Here is a 20,018-nt window from a genome sequence, read left to right as displayed (position 1 = left end):
CCTAAACCATGAATATCAATTTAGAATCAGCAGAACCACATGTAGTGCAAGCTTATAGTGATAACAAAATTCAGATTAATTCCATTACTTATGAAAGCAGTTTAATTGTTTCTAAAACAGAAATCATTAGCGATCTGTCAATTAAAGACATTCATGAAATTGACGAACACTACATGAGCTTATTAACGCAATTTAAACCGGAAATTATCATCATTGGTCATGAACATACCGGAAAACTCCTGCCCCTGTCAATTATGAAGCAGCTTACAGAGCAACGAATAGGCATAGAGTGCATGTCTATAGGAGCAGCATGCCGAACTTACAATGTTTTATTGAACGAACATCGAGCTGTTGTTGCTGGATTTATTTTTAAAGATACAAGTCTTGGGTGAAACACAGTGAAACTCGCGCCCCGCCTCGTTGCACCCAGACTACATCCGTAATTAAACCTGTCTTCTTGCTTCGAGCACATTAGGAATTTGCTCTAATTTCGTCAGTAATCTGGAGAGACTGCTTAGTCCATCAACATCTACAGTTAAAGTAATATAAGCCATATTTTCCTGTTTATTGCTCTGGGTTTGCAACGCATACACGTGTGCTTTTTCATTAGCAAGTAATGAAGTTACGTCCTTTAGCAGCTCAGAGCGGTCAAAAGCCTTGATTAAAATATCTACCACATAATTCTCACGTGTTGCACTTCCCCAAGTGACTTGCAAGAACCGTTGTTTTTGTCTTTCGTTCGCATGAATAATATTAGGACAATCCTGTCGATGTACGGATACACCACGACCTATAGTAATATAGCCAATAACAGGATCACCAGGAACAGGTTGACAGCATCTTGCCATAAAAGTTAATAAATTACCCACTCCCTCAATACGTAAATCACTTCCAGTAATTTCTGGTTTTGCCTGAGGTCTGACAAATCGTTCAAGATTGAGTTCCGAGGTGGTTGGAGGAGTGAGTTTGCTAATAATCTGACCTATTTTAATATCGCCACGACCAAGATTTGCATAAAGATCATCCAGTTTTTTAAAATGTAATGCTGCTGCAGCTTCATTAAGTTTATCGGATTTTATCCCTAAAGATTTTAATTCTTTGTCTAATAGTTCGCGGCCATCCTGAATGTTCCGATCATAGTCTTGCATTTTAAACCAATGTAAAACCTTTGCCTTAGCGCGAGATGTTTTGAGATAATTTAAATGGGGGTTAATCCAGTCACGGGAAGGTTTACTTTCCTTTCCAGCCAAAATTTCCACTCTATCCCCAGTTTTTAGTTGATACGTTAGTGGTGCGATATGACCATTTATACGTGCGCCACGACATCGATGTCCTAGATCACTATGTACGTGATAAGCAAAATCCAAAGGAGTTACTCCATGGGGTAAATCGAGAACATCTCCATCCGGCGTGAAAACATAAACTCTGTCTTCAAGAAACTCAGTGGTAGTACTTTCAGGCACACCTTTATTACTTGCCATTTCACGATGCCAAGCCAATACATCCCGTAGCCATTCGATTTTACGCTCATGGCTTTGTTTCTGTTTAAAACCACCTTCCTTATATTTCCAATGGGCAGCAACCCCCATTTCAGCTAAATCATGCATATGAAAGGTTCTAATTTGCACTTCAAAAACTCTACCTTCCGGCCCTTTGACTGCGGTATGCAATGATTGATATCCATTAGGTTTGGGATTAATAATATAATCATCAAATTCAGCAGGAATTTGTTTCCACAGTGTATGCACCATACCTAAGACCTCATAGCATTGAGGCTGGGTATTAACAAGAACACGTACCGCAGTAGCATCATATATTTCATCGAGTGATACATTTTTGCGGGTCATTTTTTTATAGATGCTATGGATGTGCTTTGAACGTCCATAAACAGCAAAATGATCTATTCCACTTGCTTTAATCTGCTCATTCAACTGAGCAACAATCGCATTAACAAAATTATCTCGTTCTAACCGCTTTGCTTTCAAGCCTTTGGCTATCGCTTTATAGTCTTCGGGATGCATATGCCGAAAAGCCAAATCCTCCATTTCCCATTTAATTGCCCCTATCCCCAGTCTGTTAGCCAAAGGAGCATAAATTTCCATCGCCTCGGTGGCCAGTTGTTTGCGTAACTCTTCAGATAAATGCCCTGCAGTTCTTAAAACACATAGACGTTCGGCAAGTTTAATTAATACAACACGAACATCATCCACCATCGCCAACAACATTTTACGAAGATTATCAATTTGTTGCTTATTTTGTGGGTATTTATTTAATCCCTGAAAACTGTGCATCGCGCTCATGCGCTCTATGCCTTTGACTAATTTCGCAATATTGGGGCCTAATTGCTCCACAACGTCATCAATAGATAAATCAGCATAGTGTACGTTTTCAAAAATAATTGCCGCTGCTAGCGTTTCCTGATCAACTTCAAGATCTGCAAGCAAATCAGCCATAGACAAACCTTGTTGCAAACAAGATTGGCCAGTTTCGGTAGCATGTTCTTGTCCTGCAAGCTGACTTAAAGTGCACGCACTACGAATGAGTTCAAGATTATTTAAATAACCCTTTGCCCCTAGCTGATGGAGCCACAAATCAACATCAATGCTTCCATCTTCACACAATGGAATAGTATCTTTTACTCGCACCATGAGCTTTATCCTTTTTCAAACAACGCAATCGACTCAACATGGGCAGTGTGGGGAAACATATCCATTACTCCTGCCTTTATTAATGTATAGCCTTTTTGATTGACCAAAATGTCTGTATCACGAGCTAATGTTACGGGATTACATGATACATAAATAATACGATCTGGATTTAGTGAATCAATTTGTTTCACAATTTCCAGGGCACCCGAGCGAGGAGGGTCAATTAATACTTTGTTGCACGATTGCTGAACTAACTTTCTAACTTCATCCACATCATCCAAGTTCGCAGCATAAAAATCTACATTCTGAATATGATTCAGTTTCGCATTCATGTATGCTCTTTCAACCATCGTTTTACTGCCTTCCACCCCAAGTACTTTGGCACAAAATTTAGCCATTGGAAGCGAAAAATTACCCAGCCCACAAAATAAGTCTAGCACTATATCTGTACTTTTTAAGTCCATTAATTGTATGGCTTGTGATACCATAGAACGATTCAGTGCAGAATTAACTTGGGTAAAATCTGTTGGATGAAAAGAAAAACTAATTTGATAATCTGGTAATTTATAAGTGAGATACTCACTTGATTTGGGTGGATAAAAACAAAATACCGTATCAGGAGAACCTGGCTGCAAAAAAATTTTATATTGATATTTTTCAGCAAATTCTTTGATTTTTAATTCATCATCGAGATTTAAGGGAGTTAAATTTCTGAAAATAAGAGCAATCTCATCGTCTCCCGCTGCAACTTCAATTTGTGCAATACAATGTTTATCTTGCATTGAGTCAATCAGTTGTCTTAACGGAATGATATCAGCGTCAAGTTTTGCATTTAAAACCGGACATTGAGCAATCTCGGTAATGTAACGGGGATTACTGCGTTCTCTAAACCCAACCATAGCACTTTGTTTTTTTTCCACATAGCGTACGCTTAATCGAGCTTTATTTCTGTAATTCCAGTGCCCAGCAATTAAAGGTGACAACACGATTTGCGGTTTAGTATGGCCATATCGTGACAATAAATCCAGTAATTGATCTTGCTTAAAATAAATTTGTTCTTCTTCGCTTACATGTTGTAAAGAGCAGCCGCCACACATTGAATAATGAGGACATTTGGGCTCTACCCGCATAGAAGACGGCTCAAGAACTTTAAGCAAAAGACCTTCATCAAAATCTTTTTTTATCCTAGTATATTGGAATTCAATTTGTTCACCGGGCAAAGCACCTTGAACAAAAGTAGCCTTACCATGAATACGTGCAATCCCTTTACCATCATGGCTTAAATTATCAATTTGAGCAGTTTGCACCGTAAGATTTGGTTTTGATTTTGCTCTTCTCATGAAAATGCGCTCAACAAATAAAACATTTAGTTAACTTGAATTAGTGTAGCAATCGTTGTTAGGAAGATTGCATTGTTTAAAATATTAGAGGGTACCACAGGCGATTTATATTTGTCATGATAATTTGTCGCGACAATACCCACGATGAACAAATTAATTACACAGATTGCATGTATTTTTACTAGAACAGAAAATATTCAATAACAGGAATACCTATTACAGCCCTAAGAAGCCACCCCATTATTAATATAATAACAAATCTCTAATACAGATTTGTAACAATCTATTTTAATATGAAAATAGACCAACTAAGAGATGAATAAAATCGTTATTTTTAATATTTGTTTAAATATTTTTTGCTAGGTTATTAGCCAACCCCGACTACAAATAACAACTGTTATTTTGGTTAATTATATTGCAACTCTAAAATGAGCTTATTTATCAAGTAATTCATAGTCCTATGCACAATGTTATCCACAGATTTTGTGGATAACAGACATCATTGCATTATTAATGTAAAAATATTAATCTCGCTCTGTATAAGGAGTATATTAATTTTTTGACGTAAAAATAAAAATGAAGAGATAATTTATTAAAAAAAGTTATCCACAGAAAGAGTGGCTGGGGGATTTATAGAATTGGTCGTATATAATAACAAAGAAAAATTTAAAAAACAGTCTTGACAGAATATTTTTATAAAAATTTTTTTAAATTGATTTTTATTTTAAATAGGTAATTTCTTTTTTAATACAATTGCATCTTCAATATTGTTATCTTCTATGTAGTATGATGGCTTAATTTCTATTTGTTTAAAACTCATACTCTGATACAGATGTAAGGCAGCTTTATTACTGGGTCTTACTTCAAGAATCACATGATCAATATACTGTGACTCGGTTAATGAGGAAAGTACTCGCTGCAAGAATTGCCGCCCATAACCTTGTGATTGGAAAGGTTTAGCGATACAAAAATTTAAAATATGACAGCAATTATTACTGTGTCTGGAAATAATATAACCACAAATCATTGGGCTATTTTCTCTATTTACTTCAAATACTCGACAATCATATCCTACCCGCACACAATCCCTTAAAATGTCTCTATCCCAAGGGGCAATATGCACTTCTTTCTCAATTGCATAAACGATATCAATATCTGATTCAGCCATACGTCGAATATTAAAAGTCATCCTTGCTGCTCCCAAATAAATAAGTTAACCTGGCAACGAAGCAAATCCTGGGTCGAGAACTCTAACTTCCAAAGTTGGCTTCGTCATACCCAGGCTATATATTACATATCATTCAGTATTTTTTTTCTTTTTTGGCAAATAAAGATCAGTAATTGTTCCTTCAAATGCCTCTGCTGCTTGAGCAATAGTTTCAGAAAGTGTAGGGTGTGGATGTATTGTCAAGGCAATATCTTCAACATCACAATACATTTCAATAGCCAATGATGTTTCTGCGATTAAATCACCTGCATTAATTCCTACAATGCCCGCGCCCAATATTCGATTAGTATCTGGACAGAACAATAATTTAGTCATCCCCTCTTCCCGTCCCATGCTAAGTGCGCGGCCACTGGCGGCCCAGGGGAAAGTAGCTTTTTCATAACGAATATCTTTATCTTTAGCTTCTTTTTCAGTTATACCTGTCCAAGCAATCTCTGGATCAGTATAGGCAACACTAGCAATACATTTAGGATCAAAGTAATGCTTTTTACCAGCAATAACTTCCGCAGCAACTTTTCCCTCTGGAATTGCCTTGTGCGCAAGCATTGGCTGACCAACTACGTCACCAATAGCAAAAATATGTGATACATTTGTTCTTTGCTGATTATCTACTTTAATGAAACCACGATCATCAACTTTTATTCCAGCTTTTTCTGCATCAATTGCACCGCCATTGGGTTTTCTTCCGACGGAAACAAGAACTTGCTGAAAGCAAAGAGGTTTGTCTGTTGCATGTTCACCTTCCATAGAAACATAGATACCATCTTTTTTTGCTTCTACGGCGGTTACTTTAGTTTTTAAAAGGAATTTAACTCCTTTTTTCTGCATACGCTTTTGCAAAACATTTACCAAATCAAAATCAGCACCTGGAATCAGCTGATCCATAAATTCGACAACAGTTACATCAACGCCTAAAGATGAGTAAACTGTAGCCATTTCCAGACCAATAATTCCACCACCTAGAACCAATAAATTGCCTTTGATGTCAGTGAGTTCTAAAGCACCTGTTGAGCTAAAAATACGTTTATCTTCGGGGATAAAAGGTAAATTAATCGATTCAGAACCTACAGCAATAATTGCATTTTCAAATTCAACTTCCAGAGAACCATCTTTAGTAGCCACAGTCACTTGATGACTACCTGAAAACTTACCTATTCCTGTAACTACTTCAACTTTACGTTGCTTTGATAAAGCTTTCAAACCGCCCGTTAATTTGGAAACTACGGAGTTTTTCCATGCAACAATTTTTTTATTATCCAGCTTAGGTTTACCAAAACTAACACCTTGCTCGGACATTTCATGAGCTTCATCAACAACTTTAGCAATGTGCAATAATGCTTTAGAAGGAATGCAGCCTACATTTAAGCAGACACCTCCTAGTGAATCAAAACGCTCTACCAATACAACCTTTTTTCCCAGATCTGCCGCTCTAAATGCCGCTGTGTATCCACCAGGGCCACTTCCTAACACAACGACATCTGTCTTTATTTTATTAGCCATTACAAGCCTCTTTCATTTTAGATATTATAAAAAACTAGAGTAAAATTCGTCTTATATCACTTAAACACGCACAAATAAAACGAGTAAAACGTGCCGCCTCTGCACCATCTATAACGCGATGATCATAGGATAAAGACAAAGGCAACATAAGTCTTGGTTGAAATGTGCCCTTTTCATAAACAGGTTTTATTTCCGCACGAGATAATCCAAGGATGGCCACTTCAGGACTATTCACTATTGGCGTAAATGCAGTACCACCAATTCCGCCTAAGCTAGAAATTGTAAAACATCCTCCTGCCATATCTACCGGCATTAAGCCTTTATCTCGAGCCTTAGTACTTAATCGTGTCATTTCAGTTGCAATTTCAACAACACTTAACGTGTCAACATTTTTAATTACTGGAACTACCAAACCGTTAGGTGTTTCTACTGCAATACCTATATTGCAATATTTTTTATAAATAAGATTGGTACTCGTAGCATCTAAAGACGCATTAAATTGAGGAAACACTTTTAGCGCTTTACTCACTACGGCACAAACAAATGCAAGCAATGTGAGCTTATATCCCTTTTCTTTAGCATGCTCTGCTTCAGACTTTCTAAATGCTTCGACATCAGTAATATCTGCTTCATCAAACTGCGTTACATGGGGGATTGTTATCCATGAACGATGGACATTAACACCAGTAAGCTTTTTAATTTTATTAAGAGGCTTGGTTTCAATTTCACCAAACTGAGTAAAATCAATTGTTGGATTAGATGGAATACCGAAAGATCCCTGACTGGGTTGCTCACTTAAACGAGCTTTCACATAAGTTTGTACATCTTCTTTAGTAATACGATCTTTGCGACCCGTACCTTTAACTTCTGTCAAATTTACACCAAACTCTCGAGCCATGCGTCTTACAGCAGGACCTGCAGCAATAATTTTTGAAGACTCAGTATCAACAAAAACAGGTTTCGGTGAAATCTCTTCGCCTTTTTTTGTTGGCTCTTCTGAACTTGATATTTCAGGAGCACTTACTGGATCATGCTCTGCTGGAGTTGTTGCGCTTTTTTCAGCTTTTGACTCATTTTCTGCAGCAGCTAGAAGGATCAAATCTCCTTCAGATACCTTATCACCTACTTTAAGACTCAATTGAGTGATTTTACCTCCAATGGGAGAAGGAATCTCCATGCTGGCCTTGTCTGATTCCAAAGTAATAAGCGGTGTATCAATTTTGATTTGGTCGCCTACCTGAACCATAACTTCAATCACGTCAACTTGGGTTGCACCACCAATATCAGGAATTTTAACCTCTTTGATACTTTCTGATTTATTTTCTTGCGCAACTTTAGTCTTATTTTCCTCTTTATTTTCAGATTCTTTTTTAGCTGCTTGAGATTTATTTTCTTTTTCGGTGTCTGACTTATTTTCAACCGTGGCAAAAAGAATCACATCGCCTTCGGACACTTTATCTCCTACTTTAATATTCAGTTTTGTGACCTTCCCTGCAACTGGCGAAGGAATCTCCATACTGGCTTTATCTGACTCCAAAGTAATAAGTGGTGTATCGATTTCGATCTGGTCTCCTACCTGGACCATTATTTCAATCACATCAACCTGAGTCGCTCCACCAATATCAGGAATCTTAACTTCTATTTCGTTTGACATGTCTTTCCTCAAAAGATTACTCAGTATATTCAAGTTATGACTGTAATGGAAACACATTTAAATCTGTGTTGCTTACTCCACTACAATCACATCTGGAATTACTCAGCCTACTATATACTTTCTAATGATTAACTGGATTCAGTTTATCGGGATCAATGTTATATCGCTTTATTGCATCCACGACTTTGGACTTATCAATACTTCCTTCTGCAACTAAAGCATTTAATGCCGCCAAAACTATAAATTTAGCATCTACTTCAAAGAAATGGCGTAACCGTTCACGTGTGTCACTTCGTCCATAACCATCAGTACCCAAAGTTACAAAATGATTAGGTACGAAAGGTCTAATTTGATCTGCATATATTCGTAAATAATCTGTTGCAGCAACTACAGGGCCAGGTCTACCTTTTAATTGGGTAGCGACATAGCTTTTTTGTTCTTTTTCTTGAGGATGCATTGCATTATAACGTTCTACAGCCAACCCATCCCTTCTTAATTCATTAAAGCTTGTTACACTCCAAATGTCTGAAGTTACAGAATAATCATCTTTTAGCATTTGAGCTGCTTTGATTACTTCACGCAGTATGGTTCCACTTCCCATTAACTGGATATGCTGCTTGGATTTTTTCTTACTTTCTTGCAATAAATACATTCCTTTAATGATGCCGTCTTCAGCTCCTTCAGGCATATCCGGATGCATGTAGTTTTCATTCATTACGGTTATGTAATAAAAAACATTTTCCTGTTTTTCATACATACGGTACAAACCATTTTGAATGATCACAGCAAGTTCATATGCATAGGTAGGATCATAAGAAATGCAGTTTGGAATTGTTGAAGCATATAAATGGCTATGTCCATCTTGATGTTGTAATCCTTCGCCTGCAAGGGTTGTGCGCCCAGCAGTTCCACCTAACAGAAAACCTCTGGCCTGCATATCCCCTGCAGCCCATGCCAAATCGCCAATACGCTGAAATCCAAACATCGAATAGTAAATGTAAAATGGGATCATGGCCAATTTATTTGAACTGTATGAGGTCGCTGCTGCAATCCACGAACAAAAAGCCCCTGCTTCATTAATTCCCTCTTCAAGGATTTGCCCATCTTTAGCTTCGCGATAAAACATAATTTGTTCATGATCTACAGGTGTATAAAGCTGACCTACTGGAGAATATATACCAATTTGTCTAAATAAGCCTTCCATTCCAAACGTCCTGCACTCATCAGGAACAATTGGAACGATACGTGAACTGATCTCCTTATTTTTCAGTAACACTGAAAGAATACGTACAAAAGCCATTGTAGTTGAAATTTCACGATCGCCTAGTCCTTTAGTAACAGATGAGAAGTCAGCCAAGGCAGGAACCTTAAGAGGTTCTGTTTCTGTTGAACGTGCGGGTAAATAGCCACCCAACATTTCTCTTTGCTTTTTGATGTAGCTTATCTCAGGACTATCATCTGCCGGTTTATAAAACGGGATATCTGCAATTTGGTCGTCACTGATAGGGATACTGAATCGGTCTCTGAATGCCTTCAATTGCTCTACAGTCATTTTCTTTTGCTGGTGTGTAATATTTTGCCCTTCACCCGCAGCTCCCATTCCATAGCCTTTAATTGTTTTTGCTAAAATAACAGTTGGAGAACCCTTATGCTCTACGGCCTTAGCATAAGCTGCATACACTTTTTGAGGGTCATGACCGCCTCTATTTAATCTCCAGATCTCTTCATCTGTATAGTTTTCAACCATTGCCTTTAACTCTGGATATTGATTAAAAAAATGTTGCCTTACATAGGCACCATCATTGGCTTTGTAGGATTGATAGTCACCGTCAACACATTCTTCCATACGCTTTTGCAACCAGCCCTCTTTATCGCGTGCAAGCAATGGATCCCAACGACCACCCCAAATAACTTTTATTACATTCCAACCAGCACCACGGAATAAACCTTCAAGTTCTTGAATAATTTTGCCATTGCCACGAACCGGACCATCGAGTCTCTGTAAATTACAATTTACAACAAAAATAAGATTATCAAGCTTCTCACGCGCAGCAATGCTTAAGGCACCTACTGACTCAGGCTCATCCATTTCACCATCGCCAAGAAAAGCCCATACTTTTCTATCATCCGCTTTGATAAGGTGCCTATTTTCTAAGTACTTTAAAAATCGTGCTTGATAAATAGCTTGCAATGGCCCCAATCCCATAGATACTGTAGGAAATTGCCAAAACTCGCTCATTAGCCAAGGATGGGGATAAGAAGATAAACCATCCACCTCTACTTCTTGCCGGAATTTACTTAATTGCTCTTCAGTAAGTCGTCCCTCAAGAAAGGCGCGTGCATAAATACCAGGAGAAGAATGGCCTTGAATGTAGATCAAATCCCCGCCATATTCACCCTGTGAACCCTTAAAAAAGTAATTAAACCCGGTTTCATATAAAGTAGATGAAGAGGCGTAAGATGCAATATGACCACCAAGCTCAGGAGCATATTTTCCTGCCCGCAACACCATTGCCACTGCATTCCAGCGAATCAAGGCACTAATGCGCTTACCAAGACCTTCATCAGGTGGCATTTGCTTTTCTTCATGAGGTTTAATTGTGTTTCTATAAGGTGTATTAATTGAACTGGTTAAATTAACTCCTTCTGTATTTGCTTTATTAAGAAGCTGTTTTAAAAGAAAAGTGCCTCGCTCAGGACCATCATTGATTAATACAGCTTGCAGGGCATCCAGCCATTCACGCGTTTCTATAGGATCCAAATCTAAATAAGTTTCATTTGCCATGAAAGTGTTCCCCGAAATCTATTAAACACAGTAAGGTACGGCCTGTAATTTTTTTGGAATTACACCCGTGCAACCTTTCTTACAAATTGCGAAATCTGATAAGCAATCGCATGTTACTTTGCGGCATTGTAGTGGATCACGGTAAGAATTCAACTCACGCATCACCTTTTTACCCTCAACTCTTTTTTCATGCACATATTTTGCAAAGTTTTTTTCAGCAACCCTTTGTGACATATAAGAACAATTGGGGCAATTATTAATACAATTTTGTCTACAAAACTCAAAATGCCGTACACAAGTCATATTGCATTGTGCCAATGCCTGCGCTTTAAGTGCATTTTGCTGCACTCCCTGACAACCCCAAAGTCCTAATATTATAGTGCAAAAAATCAGACGCGAAAAAGAATTCATATAGGTCGTATCCGCAATAAATAGTTATGTAGATTAAATGCTTCAGTCTTTATACTAATCTAATCAAACTACAGCCAGGTAATTAATGTAAATAAAGCAATAAAAACCAACATAACAATAATTGCATGTTCAACCAAACTTTCTGCAAAAGGCATAGGAATTTCTTCCTCTTCATTTGTTCTAACCGCTAACAACCCGCATACACGCAACATGTCATTATTCATATCAGGTTTTGCAAGAAAGTAACTGGTAAACGAGGATAAGCCGCGTTGAAAATTTCCTACAAGTAAAAAAAGTAACACAGCTAGTCGAGCAGGTATCCATTCAAGTAAATCGGTTACTTCATTTGCTTGCTCACTAACATCATTAACATCATGGCATAAAGTGATTAATCGATAAACTAAGGCTCCAATGGGGCCAGCAATGATATACCAAAATACAAGAGAAAATAATTGTCTATTGACTAAAATAAAATAGTCTCCTACGAGCTCCTGATTAGTCCTAGTATCTGATTGTACTATTGGATAAAAGACATTTTGAGGGCCTAGGCAATAAAAGAAGATTATGATACTTAAAAGAAATCCTATCAAGCCAAATACTAGATGATGCAGCAATAGGTAAATTATCGCTACAAGGAGTACAATAGGAACTATTATTAAAGCCAAAAGCACCCAAGGATTAGTAAAAAAATTGTGTTTATTGGTGCCCATTTTTATCTTTTGGCAATAATCAAAAAACCAATAAAAGCGCTGGTAAGAAATAGAGTGAATCAAAAAACGTTCGCTCAATAAGCACAGCAATATAACTAATAATTTCATTATTTAATCCTTACGCATTTTATCAGAGAGTGCTATAGGGGTTGGGTATTTCAATACAACAAAATACGATGAAACAATAAATGTTAAAATAGTAGTTGCTTGAATTAAATTAGATGCTTTATCCGAAATAAGCTCGGTACTTAAAGCAATACTGGCAACAAGTAATGAAAACTCACTCGCTTGTCCCAAACGAATACCCACCTCTTTCGCAACATGCTTTTTTTCACCGGACTTACCAAGAAGCAAATAAAATAAAACCGGTTTAAATAGTAAAACTAAAAGAGATAAAATAAGCGCAGGAATAAGTACTTGCTGGGCTAATCCAAAATTAAAAGTCGCTCCGATTGAAAAGAAAAACATCACCAGAAAAAAATCTCTTAGGGGTTTTAGGCTCTCAGCAATAAAAAGAGAAATAGGACTTGCTGCCAGAGCTACCCCTGCTATAAAAGCACCGATATCTTCTGAAAGACCTATTTTTTGTGCAAGAACAGACATCCCCAAACACCAGCCAATTGATAATAAAAATACATATTCCTGAGTTCTATCAAAACGAGCCAGTAATCGGATCAAAACATATTTCTCAACAGCAAAAGCAAAAAGAATCAATGCAGGTAAATCAATACACACTAAAATGAGATCATCAATCGAGAAACCACCCGATTGCTGTGCTCCGTGAATTAAGATCAGCACGATGATTGCAATAACGTCTTGCATTAATAACACGCTAATCATTACTTCGCCAGTATGCTGGTGGTGCAAGATGGTTGTCGGTAATAATTTCAAGCCAATAATGGTGCTTGAAAACATCATTGCACAACCCACAATCCATGACTCAGCCACAGTTAAGCCAAAAAACCTGCTGATCCAATATGAGGTTACAGCAAAAAGAACAGAACTAACCAAAGCAATCCATGTTACCTTCTTTAACATATGGACAAGATTTTGAGGTTGTAAATGCAGTCCGAGTAAAAACAATAGGAAGACTATCCCAATTTCACCAATTTGCTTGACAATAGTCACATCAGATACAAGTCTTAATCCCCATGGTCCAAAAACGGCTCCAAGAAGAATATAAGCAACCAATAAAGATTGTTTGGTATAAAGAACCAATGTTGAAAGAAATGCAGCGCCTGCGAAGATTAAGAATATTGTATAAAATACAGAGCTTTCATGCATTGATTGAGTACCTCAATAATATATATAACCAACCTTGTTTTTGAAATTCTAACTCTGATAAAGTGCAATTAAAATAAAAAAATTGAATTCAAAACAGACATCTATTGCACTTCATAAGGCTACAGTTTTATTAGGCTCTGTTTACAATTTCACTTTCTTGACCAAAATAGCAAATTATATACAGACACTAACATATTAATTCTAATGTTTTGAAAATTTGACTCAATAATTTTATCCATTAATCCACGAATTAGCTATTAATAATTCCATAACAATCTAAATTAAAACGGAAAAAGATCCTTTCACTCCATTAAGTGCTAATTTACGCTTCAGACTATCAGCCATATTTTTTGAACCAAATGGCCCTACTCTCACAATGTAATGTTGCTTATAGTGCTCAATATACACTGGAGATGGAGTAATATGAGTTAATTTTTCTTTTAAACGTGTTGCCAGAGCTTCCGTTGTAAAAGCACCTGCTTGAAGATAATAATGTGTTTTTCCAGCAGGTCCCATTAACGCTTCAATTTCAACAGGAGCTGTCCCCTTTGGAAATACACCAAGTTTTAAAGCTGCAGCATAGGATAAATCGATAATCCTATTAGAATGAAATGGGCCACGATCGTTTACTTTAACGACTGCAACCTTTCCATTGTTCAAATTTTTAACTCTTACATAAGTAGGTAAAGGCAGTGTTTTATGAGCGGCAGACATCACATACATATTATAAGGCTCACCACTGGATGTTCTTTGTTTGTGAAACTTTGTTCCATACCAGGAAGCAATACCTCTTGCTTTATATCCTGTTGAGCTTTTCATCACTTTATATGATCGTCCATCAACAGAATATTCGGATATATTACCATATCGACTTAAAGGTTCTCTGGAAGGCACAGGCTCTTTGAAACTAATGTTTCTCAATTTAGTAGGTGCACCATCTTGAAGTTGAGCATATCGATTTGTTTTATTTTTATAACGATTATATATTGAATTATTCGTACTCTGTGTTTGTCGTGTAGACTTTTTTGTTCCCGATGTTGAAGAATCAAAAGACTGATTTGTAGGTTGGCAGCCTGTTAATAAAATTGTCACGGCAATAAGTATCTTTCGCATATTTTCCAGTTCGAATAATTATTTTCTGGCTAATATACAGAAATATCGCATAATTTCGAAGATTTATTTTAACTTGAAAAAAATTTCATTATTTTTCATCTGCTATTTTGTTGCCAACAAAAGGCTGTGATACTATATTCTCATTTTTGCAACTGGATTAGATAACAACATGACAAGAGCAACGTCTATTTTATTAACTACACTGTTTATTATTACCTTATTTGTGCAGTCAACCAATTCCATGGCAAATGAAGGTTCATTGCCTAATAAACCTATTGCAGATCTTGAAAGACCTTCTCCAACAGTGACAAATAAACCTTTAGTTACTCCAGCACCTCCAATTCTTAATGCGAAAGCGTACATATTGATTGATGTAAACAGTGGCAAAATCATTGCTGAAAAGAACAGTGAAGAACGCCTGCCTCCTGCCAGTTTAACAAAAATGATGACTTTATATGTGATATCGAACGCACTACATCATGAACAAATTCATCTTACGGATAATGTACGAGTAAGTCGTGAGGCATGGAAAATAGGTGGTTCACGCATGTTCATCAAAGAAGGCCAACAAGTTCCTGTAGAAGACTTACTTAAAGGGATTATTGTTGACTCAGGAAATGATGCCTGTGTTGCCATGGCAGAACATATTGGTGGAACTGAAAATTCATTTACTGATCTTATGAATCAGCAAGCTCAAAACCTTGGAATGAAAAACAGCCATTTTACTGATAGCACTGGTTTGCCCCACGCTAATTTATATACGACAGCAAAAGACTTAGCGATTCTTGGTAGAGCATTAATTATTGATTTCCCACAATACTATGATTGGTATAAACAAAAATGGTTTACCTACAATGGTATTCGTCAGCCTAATAGAAATCGCTTGCTGTGGCGTGATAATCAAGTAGATGGTATAAAAACTGGTCATACAAATGAAGCAGGATTTTGTCTAGTATCTTCTGCAAAACGTGACAACATGCGTTTACTTGCTGTAGTCCTCGGCGAGCCAAGTGATTCTTCCCGTGCAGATGATAGTGAAAAATTACTCAATTATGGTTTCAGATTTTTTGAAACCCACCAGCTTTACAAATCAGGAAGGTCAGTTTCAGAGCTTCCCCTTTATAAAGGACAAATTGATAAAGTAAGCGTAGGTTTAAATACAGATCAATACATCACCATCCCCACTGGCCAATATCAGCGTCTTAATATTTCCACTAAAGTTCCTTCCTTCCTTGAAGCACCAATTAAAAAAGGTGATAAAATAGGTGATTTAGTGATTCAATTTGATAATAATGTCGTATCAACTCAACCACTATATGCCTTGCAAGATGTTGAATCAGGTGGCTTTTATACACGAAGTAAAGACTCTATACGTTTAGCCTTTAAGCGCTGGTTTGGCTCCTAAGACTTAAATAGGATGGAAAGATGACAAAAACGACTTTAATCGAATTTCCCTGTTATTTTCCTATAAAAATAATAGGGAATAATTCGCCCGTCTTTCTAGAGGAAGTCAGACAAATTACCTCCACTCACTTTCCCCATATTAAGGAGGATGCACTGTCTCATAGAATGAGCAAGGACTCTAATTACTTGGCAATAACAGTCACTGTTTTTGCTGAAAATCAAGACATACTTGACGCATTTTATAGAGCCATTACACAGCATCCAGAAGTAAAAATGGTTCTATAATGAAAATACGACAGCTAGGTATTCAAAACTACAACGATGTTTGGCTGCTAATGAAAGAGTTTACACAAAAGCGTGAAACAACCACTCAAGATGAGCTTTGGCTTTTAGAACATTTTCCAGTCTATACTCAAGGACAGGCAGGAAAACCTGAACACATACTAAATCCTGCTTCCATACCCGTGGTACAATCTGATCGCGGAGGGCAAGTGACTTATCATGGGCCAGGCCAGCTTGTTGCATATGTTTTAATGGATATCAGAAGAAAAAATTTAGGGATAAGGTCCTTAGTTGGTAAATTGGAACAGATATTAATATCCATTCTTGCACAATATCAAATAGAAGGTTCTATTCGTTGTGGTGCACCTGGAGTATACGTAAATGAGCAAAAAATAGCTTCAATAGGCTTAAGAGTAAAAAACGGTTGTACTTATCACGGAGTTGCGCTTAATGTCGATATGGACTTAAAACCTTTTTCAGGAATAAATCCTTGCGGATTTGCAAAAATGGAAATGACTCAAATAAACCATTTTGTTCCTGACGTACGAATGGATTCAGTCAATCAACATTTTGTGCAATATTTTCTGCAACAATTTTTTCCCTGAAAAATATGAATTTGTTCGTAGAATATGTACAGCCGCTTACTAACTGGTTGCAACAAAACCCTCACTGGTCTTTATTCATTACATTTCTTATTTCCCTAACTGAATCCCTGGCGATTGTGGGAAGCATTGTACCTGGCAGTGTTACAATGACTGCTATAGGAATACTTGCTGGCTCAGGAATTATGCGTATTGATCTTACATTATTAGCAGCAATATTAGGTGCGGTTGCTGGTGATAGTCTAAGTTATCTTTTAGGCTATTATTATAGCGATCGATTGCTTGAAGTTTGGCCGTTTAGTAAATACCCTAGATGGATACAATATGGCAAAGATTTTTTTGAAACCCATGGTGGAAAAAGCGTATTAATTGGTCGTTTTGTTGGCCCATTACGCTCAATTATTCCAGTTATTGCTGGAATAATGCATATGCAACAATGGCGTTTTTTTGTAGCAAATGTTATATCTGCAATTGGTTGGTCTATTTTGTATATAATGCCTGGTGTGATAATAGGAGCAGCCAGTCATGAGCTATCCACAGAAAGCGCTACACGTTTATTTTTATTAATACTCATTTTGCTTGTAGGAATTTGGTTATTGAGTTTGTTTATAAAATGGACAATCAGGTTATTAAGCTCCATTTTAAAAATATATTTACATGATTTTTGGTTAAAACTAAAAAATAATTCACTGTTAATTTATGTGTATGATGCGTTTACACCACAAGCTGAAGCAAATCATTATCACACTGCGTCTACTGTACTCATAACAGTACTTTGCCTGCTTTTTTTTCTTATTCTTTTAGGATTAACAGTTACGACACAATGCCTTACTCTTATTAATCTTCCAACTCATTTGCTTTTACAAAGTTTTAATACCCCAATACTAAAAGTATTTTTTATCTACTGCACTCAATTAACATCTCCAATAACAATACTCACTCTTTTTATTATTTGTTGTTGTTGGTTTATTTATAATAAAAATAGGGTAGCCGTTATTCATTTATGCAGCTTGATTTTTTTTAGTAGCTTTATAGCTCTATCACTTACCTACCTTGTGTATAGCCCCAGGCCTCCCGGGCTTGTAGTTGTTATGCTAGGCTCTTCTTTTCCTGCAATTAACCTACTGATTGCCACTGCATTGTATGGATTTATTTTGTTTTATATAAATAAGAGTACTCATGCCTTATTTACAGGTGTGCTTAAATCTATTGTATTTACAATTCTGGGCTTTAGTGGTTTAGGATATCTCTATTTGGGGGATTACTGGCTCACAGATGTTTTTGCATCCTACTTTTTGGGCACCACAATTTGCTTAATCCATTGCTTGATTTATAGAAAATCAAATATTTTTATTAAGAAAAAAACACATTCATCATTAATAATTTTTCCGCTTTTTATCGGTATTTTTTTATCTTCATTAACATCCACATATTTTAATTTTAAAACGTTATCTTATAACCATACTCCCTATCATAAAAAATTTACTTTGAACGAAAAAACATGGTGGGAGCAAAAAAAAACCATTCTCCCAATTTATCAATATAGTAGAGTAGGGAAAAGAATCAGTTTTTTTAATCTTCAGTTTGCAGGTGACCTGGATGTACTACAAAAAAGCCTGGAAGAAAATGGATGGCAATCACATGAAGATTCATTTTTTACCAATTTGCTTATGCGAATGAATCACCAACCAAACAGTATTAAGCTCCCACTATTAACTCAATTATATGAAAACAAAGCGCCCATGCTAATTATGACCTATAAAGATCAACAAACAAAATTAACACTTGAGTTAAGAGTTTGGGAATCTAATTATAATTTATTAAAATCGAATCAACCATTATGGATAGGCAGCATTCACCCATCGAGTCGCGCAAACAAACAAAGAAGTAATCTTGGTTATTTTCCTAATTTAATTAATCCATTGAATTATATGTTTAAAACTAAGAACCCTTTTACAGTCAAACAAATAAAATTTCCTGACACTGAAATTAAGACAACAATATATCCTACTCAACCCTACTTAACACTTATTAAAGAAAAAAAAGAAGCTCATACAACTTTAAATATGAACAAAAAAAATATTGATGGTATTAATATTAGTTCTCATAAAAATTAAGCAATTATTATGTCTTTAATATATTTCATTCTGAACCGAAAGTTGTCTGATAATTAATCTTTTGGAAATATGTCTCTTGGTTATGATCCTATCAAGCTCTATTGAGGTTAATCATTATATCTATACAGATATAAAAATAACTGTTATAACTACATAGTTTTAAAGTAAACACCATCTTAATTTTGAGAGTTGACTCAAATGTACACACTGGGAAAATTAATCCAAAGTCTTTTTCCATTAATTGCTCTAGTACTCTTTATTATTGGAACTAAAAAAAACTCTATTTATTATATCATTTCATCGCTTTGGCTTAGCCTTATTGCTGCACTCATTCATTTTCAATTCTCAGGAAATCAAATTTTTGGAACCTATTTTGGCTATCTTAATGCAGGAATATATTCATTTAATTTACTTATTTTAGTCCTTTCCCTAATACATGTCATGTCACATTTGAGTATTAATGGTCCTGCCTTTAAATACACCAGCACATTTATTAATGCATTTTTAGTCGTAGGAACGTGTGTTGTTATTAGCAACCTTTGGATTAATGCTTTTTTTATAGAAAATAAGATGGAAGGGACACCTATAATGCAAGTAGCTCTCTTTGAAAAACCTGAGTATTGTGAGAACAAATATGTTTTTTATAAAATAGATAAAGACAGTTTAGTATCCTATCTTTGCCCCAATCATTATGGTGTATTACCGTCTGTAGGACATTTAGCAACAAGCCCAGATTTCATTGCTGCACAATTATCACTACCTTTAAAAAACAAATTCTATTGAAACAAAGAAATAAGAGTTAAACATATTAATCGTTCCTTAGTAAGGAATGATTAAGGACTACTCAGCTTATGAGTTTGGTTTAATTATTGCTCTTAGAGGTTAAATTGTTCTTTGAATTAATATTTGATAAGATTTCAACAATTCATCACTTTAATAT

At 36.1% G+C, this 20,018-nt stretch carries 15 protein-coding genes; 6 read left to right on the top strand and 9 right to left on the bottom strand.

Features of this window, described 5'->3' with window-relative positions; all coding sequences use genetic code 11:
* The first annotated feature begins 8 nt into the window (after nt 1-8).
* Nucleotides 9-392 (top strand): Mth938-like domain-containing protein, encoded by a 384-nt coding sequence (locus Ltuc_RS05280; RefSeq protein ID WP_058520258.1) that lies wholly within the window; start codon nt 9-11, stop codon nt 390-392.
* A 51-nt stretch (nt 393-443) separates the two neighbouring features.
* On the opposite strand, the gene relA is transcribed toward Ltuc_RS05280, so the two are convergent.
* The 9 genes from relA to Ltuc_RS05230 form a co-directional block, all read right to left on the bottom strand.
* The gene (relA, locus tag Ltuc_RS05275) at nt 444-2,648 is read right to left on the bottom strand and encodes a GTP diphosphokinase (RefSeq protein WP_058520257.1); all 2,205 of its coding nucleotides are present in this window, start codon (nt 2,646-2,648) and stop codon (nt 444-446) included.
* A 5-nt stretch (nt 2,649-2,653) separates the two neighbouring features.
* Entirely contained in the window at nt 2,654-3,988 is a 1,335-nt protein-coding gene (gene rlmD, locus Ltuc_RS05270) for a 23S rRNA (uracil(1939)-C(5))-methyltransferase RlmD (protein WP_058520256.1), read from the bottom strand.
* Nucleotides 3,989-4,712: 724 nt separating this feature from the next.
* Entirely contained in the window at nt 4,713-5,177 is a 465-nt protein-coding gene (rimI, locus tag Ltuc_RS05265) for a ribosomal protein S18-alanine N-acetyltransferase (protein WP_058520255.1), read from the bottom strand.
* A 108-nt stretch (nt 5,178-5,285) separates the two neighbouring features.
* Nucleotides 5,286-6,716 (bottom strand): dihydrolipoyl dehydrogenase, encoded by a 1,431-nt coding sequence (lpdA, locus tag Ltuc_RS05260; protein WP_058520254.1) that lies wholly within the window; start codon nt 6,714-6,716, stop codon nt 5,286-5,288.
* 34 nt (nt 6,717-6,750) lie between these two features.
* The gene (gene aceF / locus Ltuc_RS05255; RefSeq protein WP_058520253.1) at nt 6,751-8,370 is read right to left on the bottom strand and encodes a dihydrolipoyllysine-residue acetyltransferase; all 1,620 of its coding nucleotides are present in this window, start codon (nt 8,368-8,370) and stop codon (nt 6,751-6,753) included.
* 121 nt (nt 8,371-8,491) lie between these two features.
* On the bottom strand, nt 8,492-11,155 hold the full coding sequence (gene aceE / locus Ltuc_RS05250; protein ID WP_058520252.1) for a pyruvate dehydrogenase (acetyl-transferring), homodimeric type: 2,664 nt from the start codon (nt 11,153-11,155) through the stop codon (nt 8,492-8,494).
* Between the two features lie 479 nt (nt 11,156-11,634).
* Nucleotides 11,635-12,384, bottom strand: a complete 750-nt coding sequence (gene ampE / locus Ltuc_RS05240; protein WP_058520250.1) for a regulatory signaling modulator protein AmpE — start codon at nt 12,382-12,384, stop codon at nt 11,635-11,637.
* Between the two features lie 3 nt (nt 12,385-12,387).
* Nucleotides 12,388-13,560 (bottom strand): cation:proton antiporter, encoded by a 1,173-nt coding sequence (locus tag Ltuc_RS05235; RefSeq protein ID WP_058520249.1) that lies wholly within the window; start codon nt 13,558-13,560, stop codon nt 12,388-12,390.
* Nucleotides 13,561-13,836: 276 nt separating this feature from the next.
* Nucleotides 13,837-14,673, bottom strand: coding sequence for a septal ring lytic transglycosylase RlpA family protein (locus Ltuc_RS05230; protein WP_058520248.1), 837 nt, complete (start codon nt 14,671-14,673; stop codon nt 13,837-13,839).
* Between the two features lie 169 nt (nt 14,674-14,842).
* Between Ltuc_RS05230 and Ltuc_RS05225 the strand changes: the two genes are divergently transcribed.
* The 5 genes from Ltuc_RS05225 (at nt 14,843) to Ltuc_RS05205 (ending at nt 19,861) form a co-directional block, all read left to right on the top strand.
* Nucleotides 14,843-16,078 (top strand): D-alanyl-D-alanine carboxypeptidase family protein, encoded by a 1,236-nt coding sequence (locus Ltuc_RS05225; protein WP_058520247.1) that lies wholly within the window; start codon nt 14,843-14,845, stop codon nt 16,076-16,078.
* A gap of 20 nt (nt 16,079-16,098) precedes the next feature.
* Nucleotides 16,099-16,362 carry an HP0495 family protein gene (locus tag Ltuc_RS05220; protein ID WP_058520246.1) on the top strand — a complete coding sequence of 88 codons (264 nt, stop codon included), beginning with the start codon at nt 16,099-16,101 and terminating at the stop codon, nt 16,360-16,362.
* The gene (gene lipB / locus Ltuc_RS05215) at nt 16,362-16,964 is read left to right on the top strand and encodes a lipoyl(octanoyl) transferase LipB (protein WP_058520245.1); all 603 of its coding nucleotides are present in this window, start codon (nt 16,362-16,364) and stop codon (nt 16,962-16,964) included. Before Ltuc_RS05220 ends, lipB begins: the two co-directional genes overlap by 1 nt.
* 5 nt (nt 16,965-16,969) lie before the next feature.
* Nucleotides 16,970-19,078 (top strand): bifunctional DedA family/phosphatase PAP2 family protein, encoded by a 2,109-nt coding sequence (locus Ltuc_RS05210; RefSeq protein WP_058520244.1) that lies wholly within the window; start codon nt 16,970-16,972, stop codon nt 19,076-19,078.
* Between the two features lie 198 nt (nt 19,079-19,276).
* Entirely contained in the window at nt 19,277-19,861 is a 585-nt protein-coding gene (locus Ltuc_RS05205) for a type I secretion system protein LssZ (protein ID WP_133138261.1), read from the top strand.
* The last annotated feature ends 157 nt before the right edge of the window (nt 19,862-20,018 follow it).

This window comes from Legionella tucsonensis, assembly GCF_001468035.1.
Taxonomy (GTDB): domain Bacteria; phylum Pseudomonadota; class Gammaproteobacteria; order Legionellales; family Legionellaceae; genus Legionella; species Legionella tucsonensis.
This window is presented reverse-complemented; position numbering and strand designations above follow the sequence as displayed.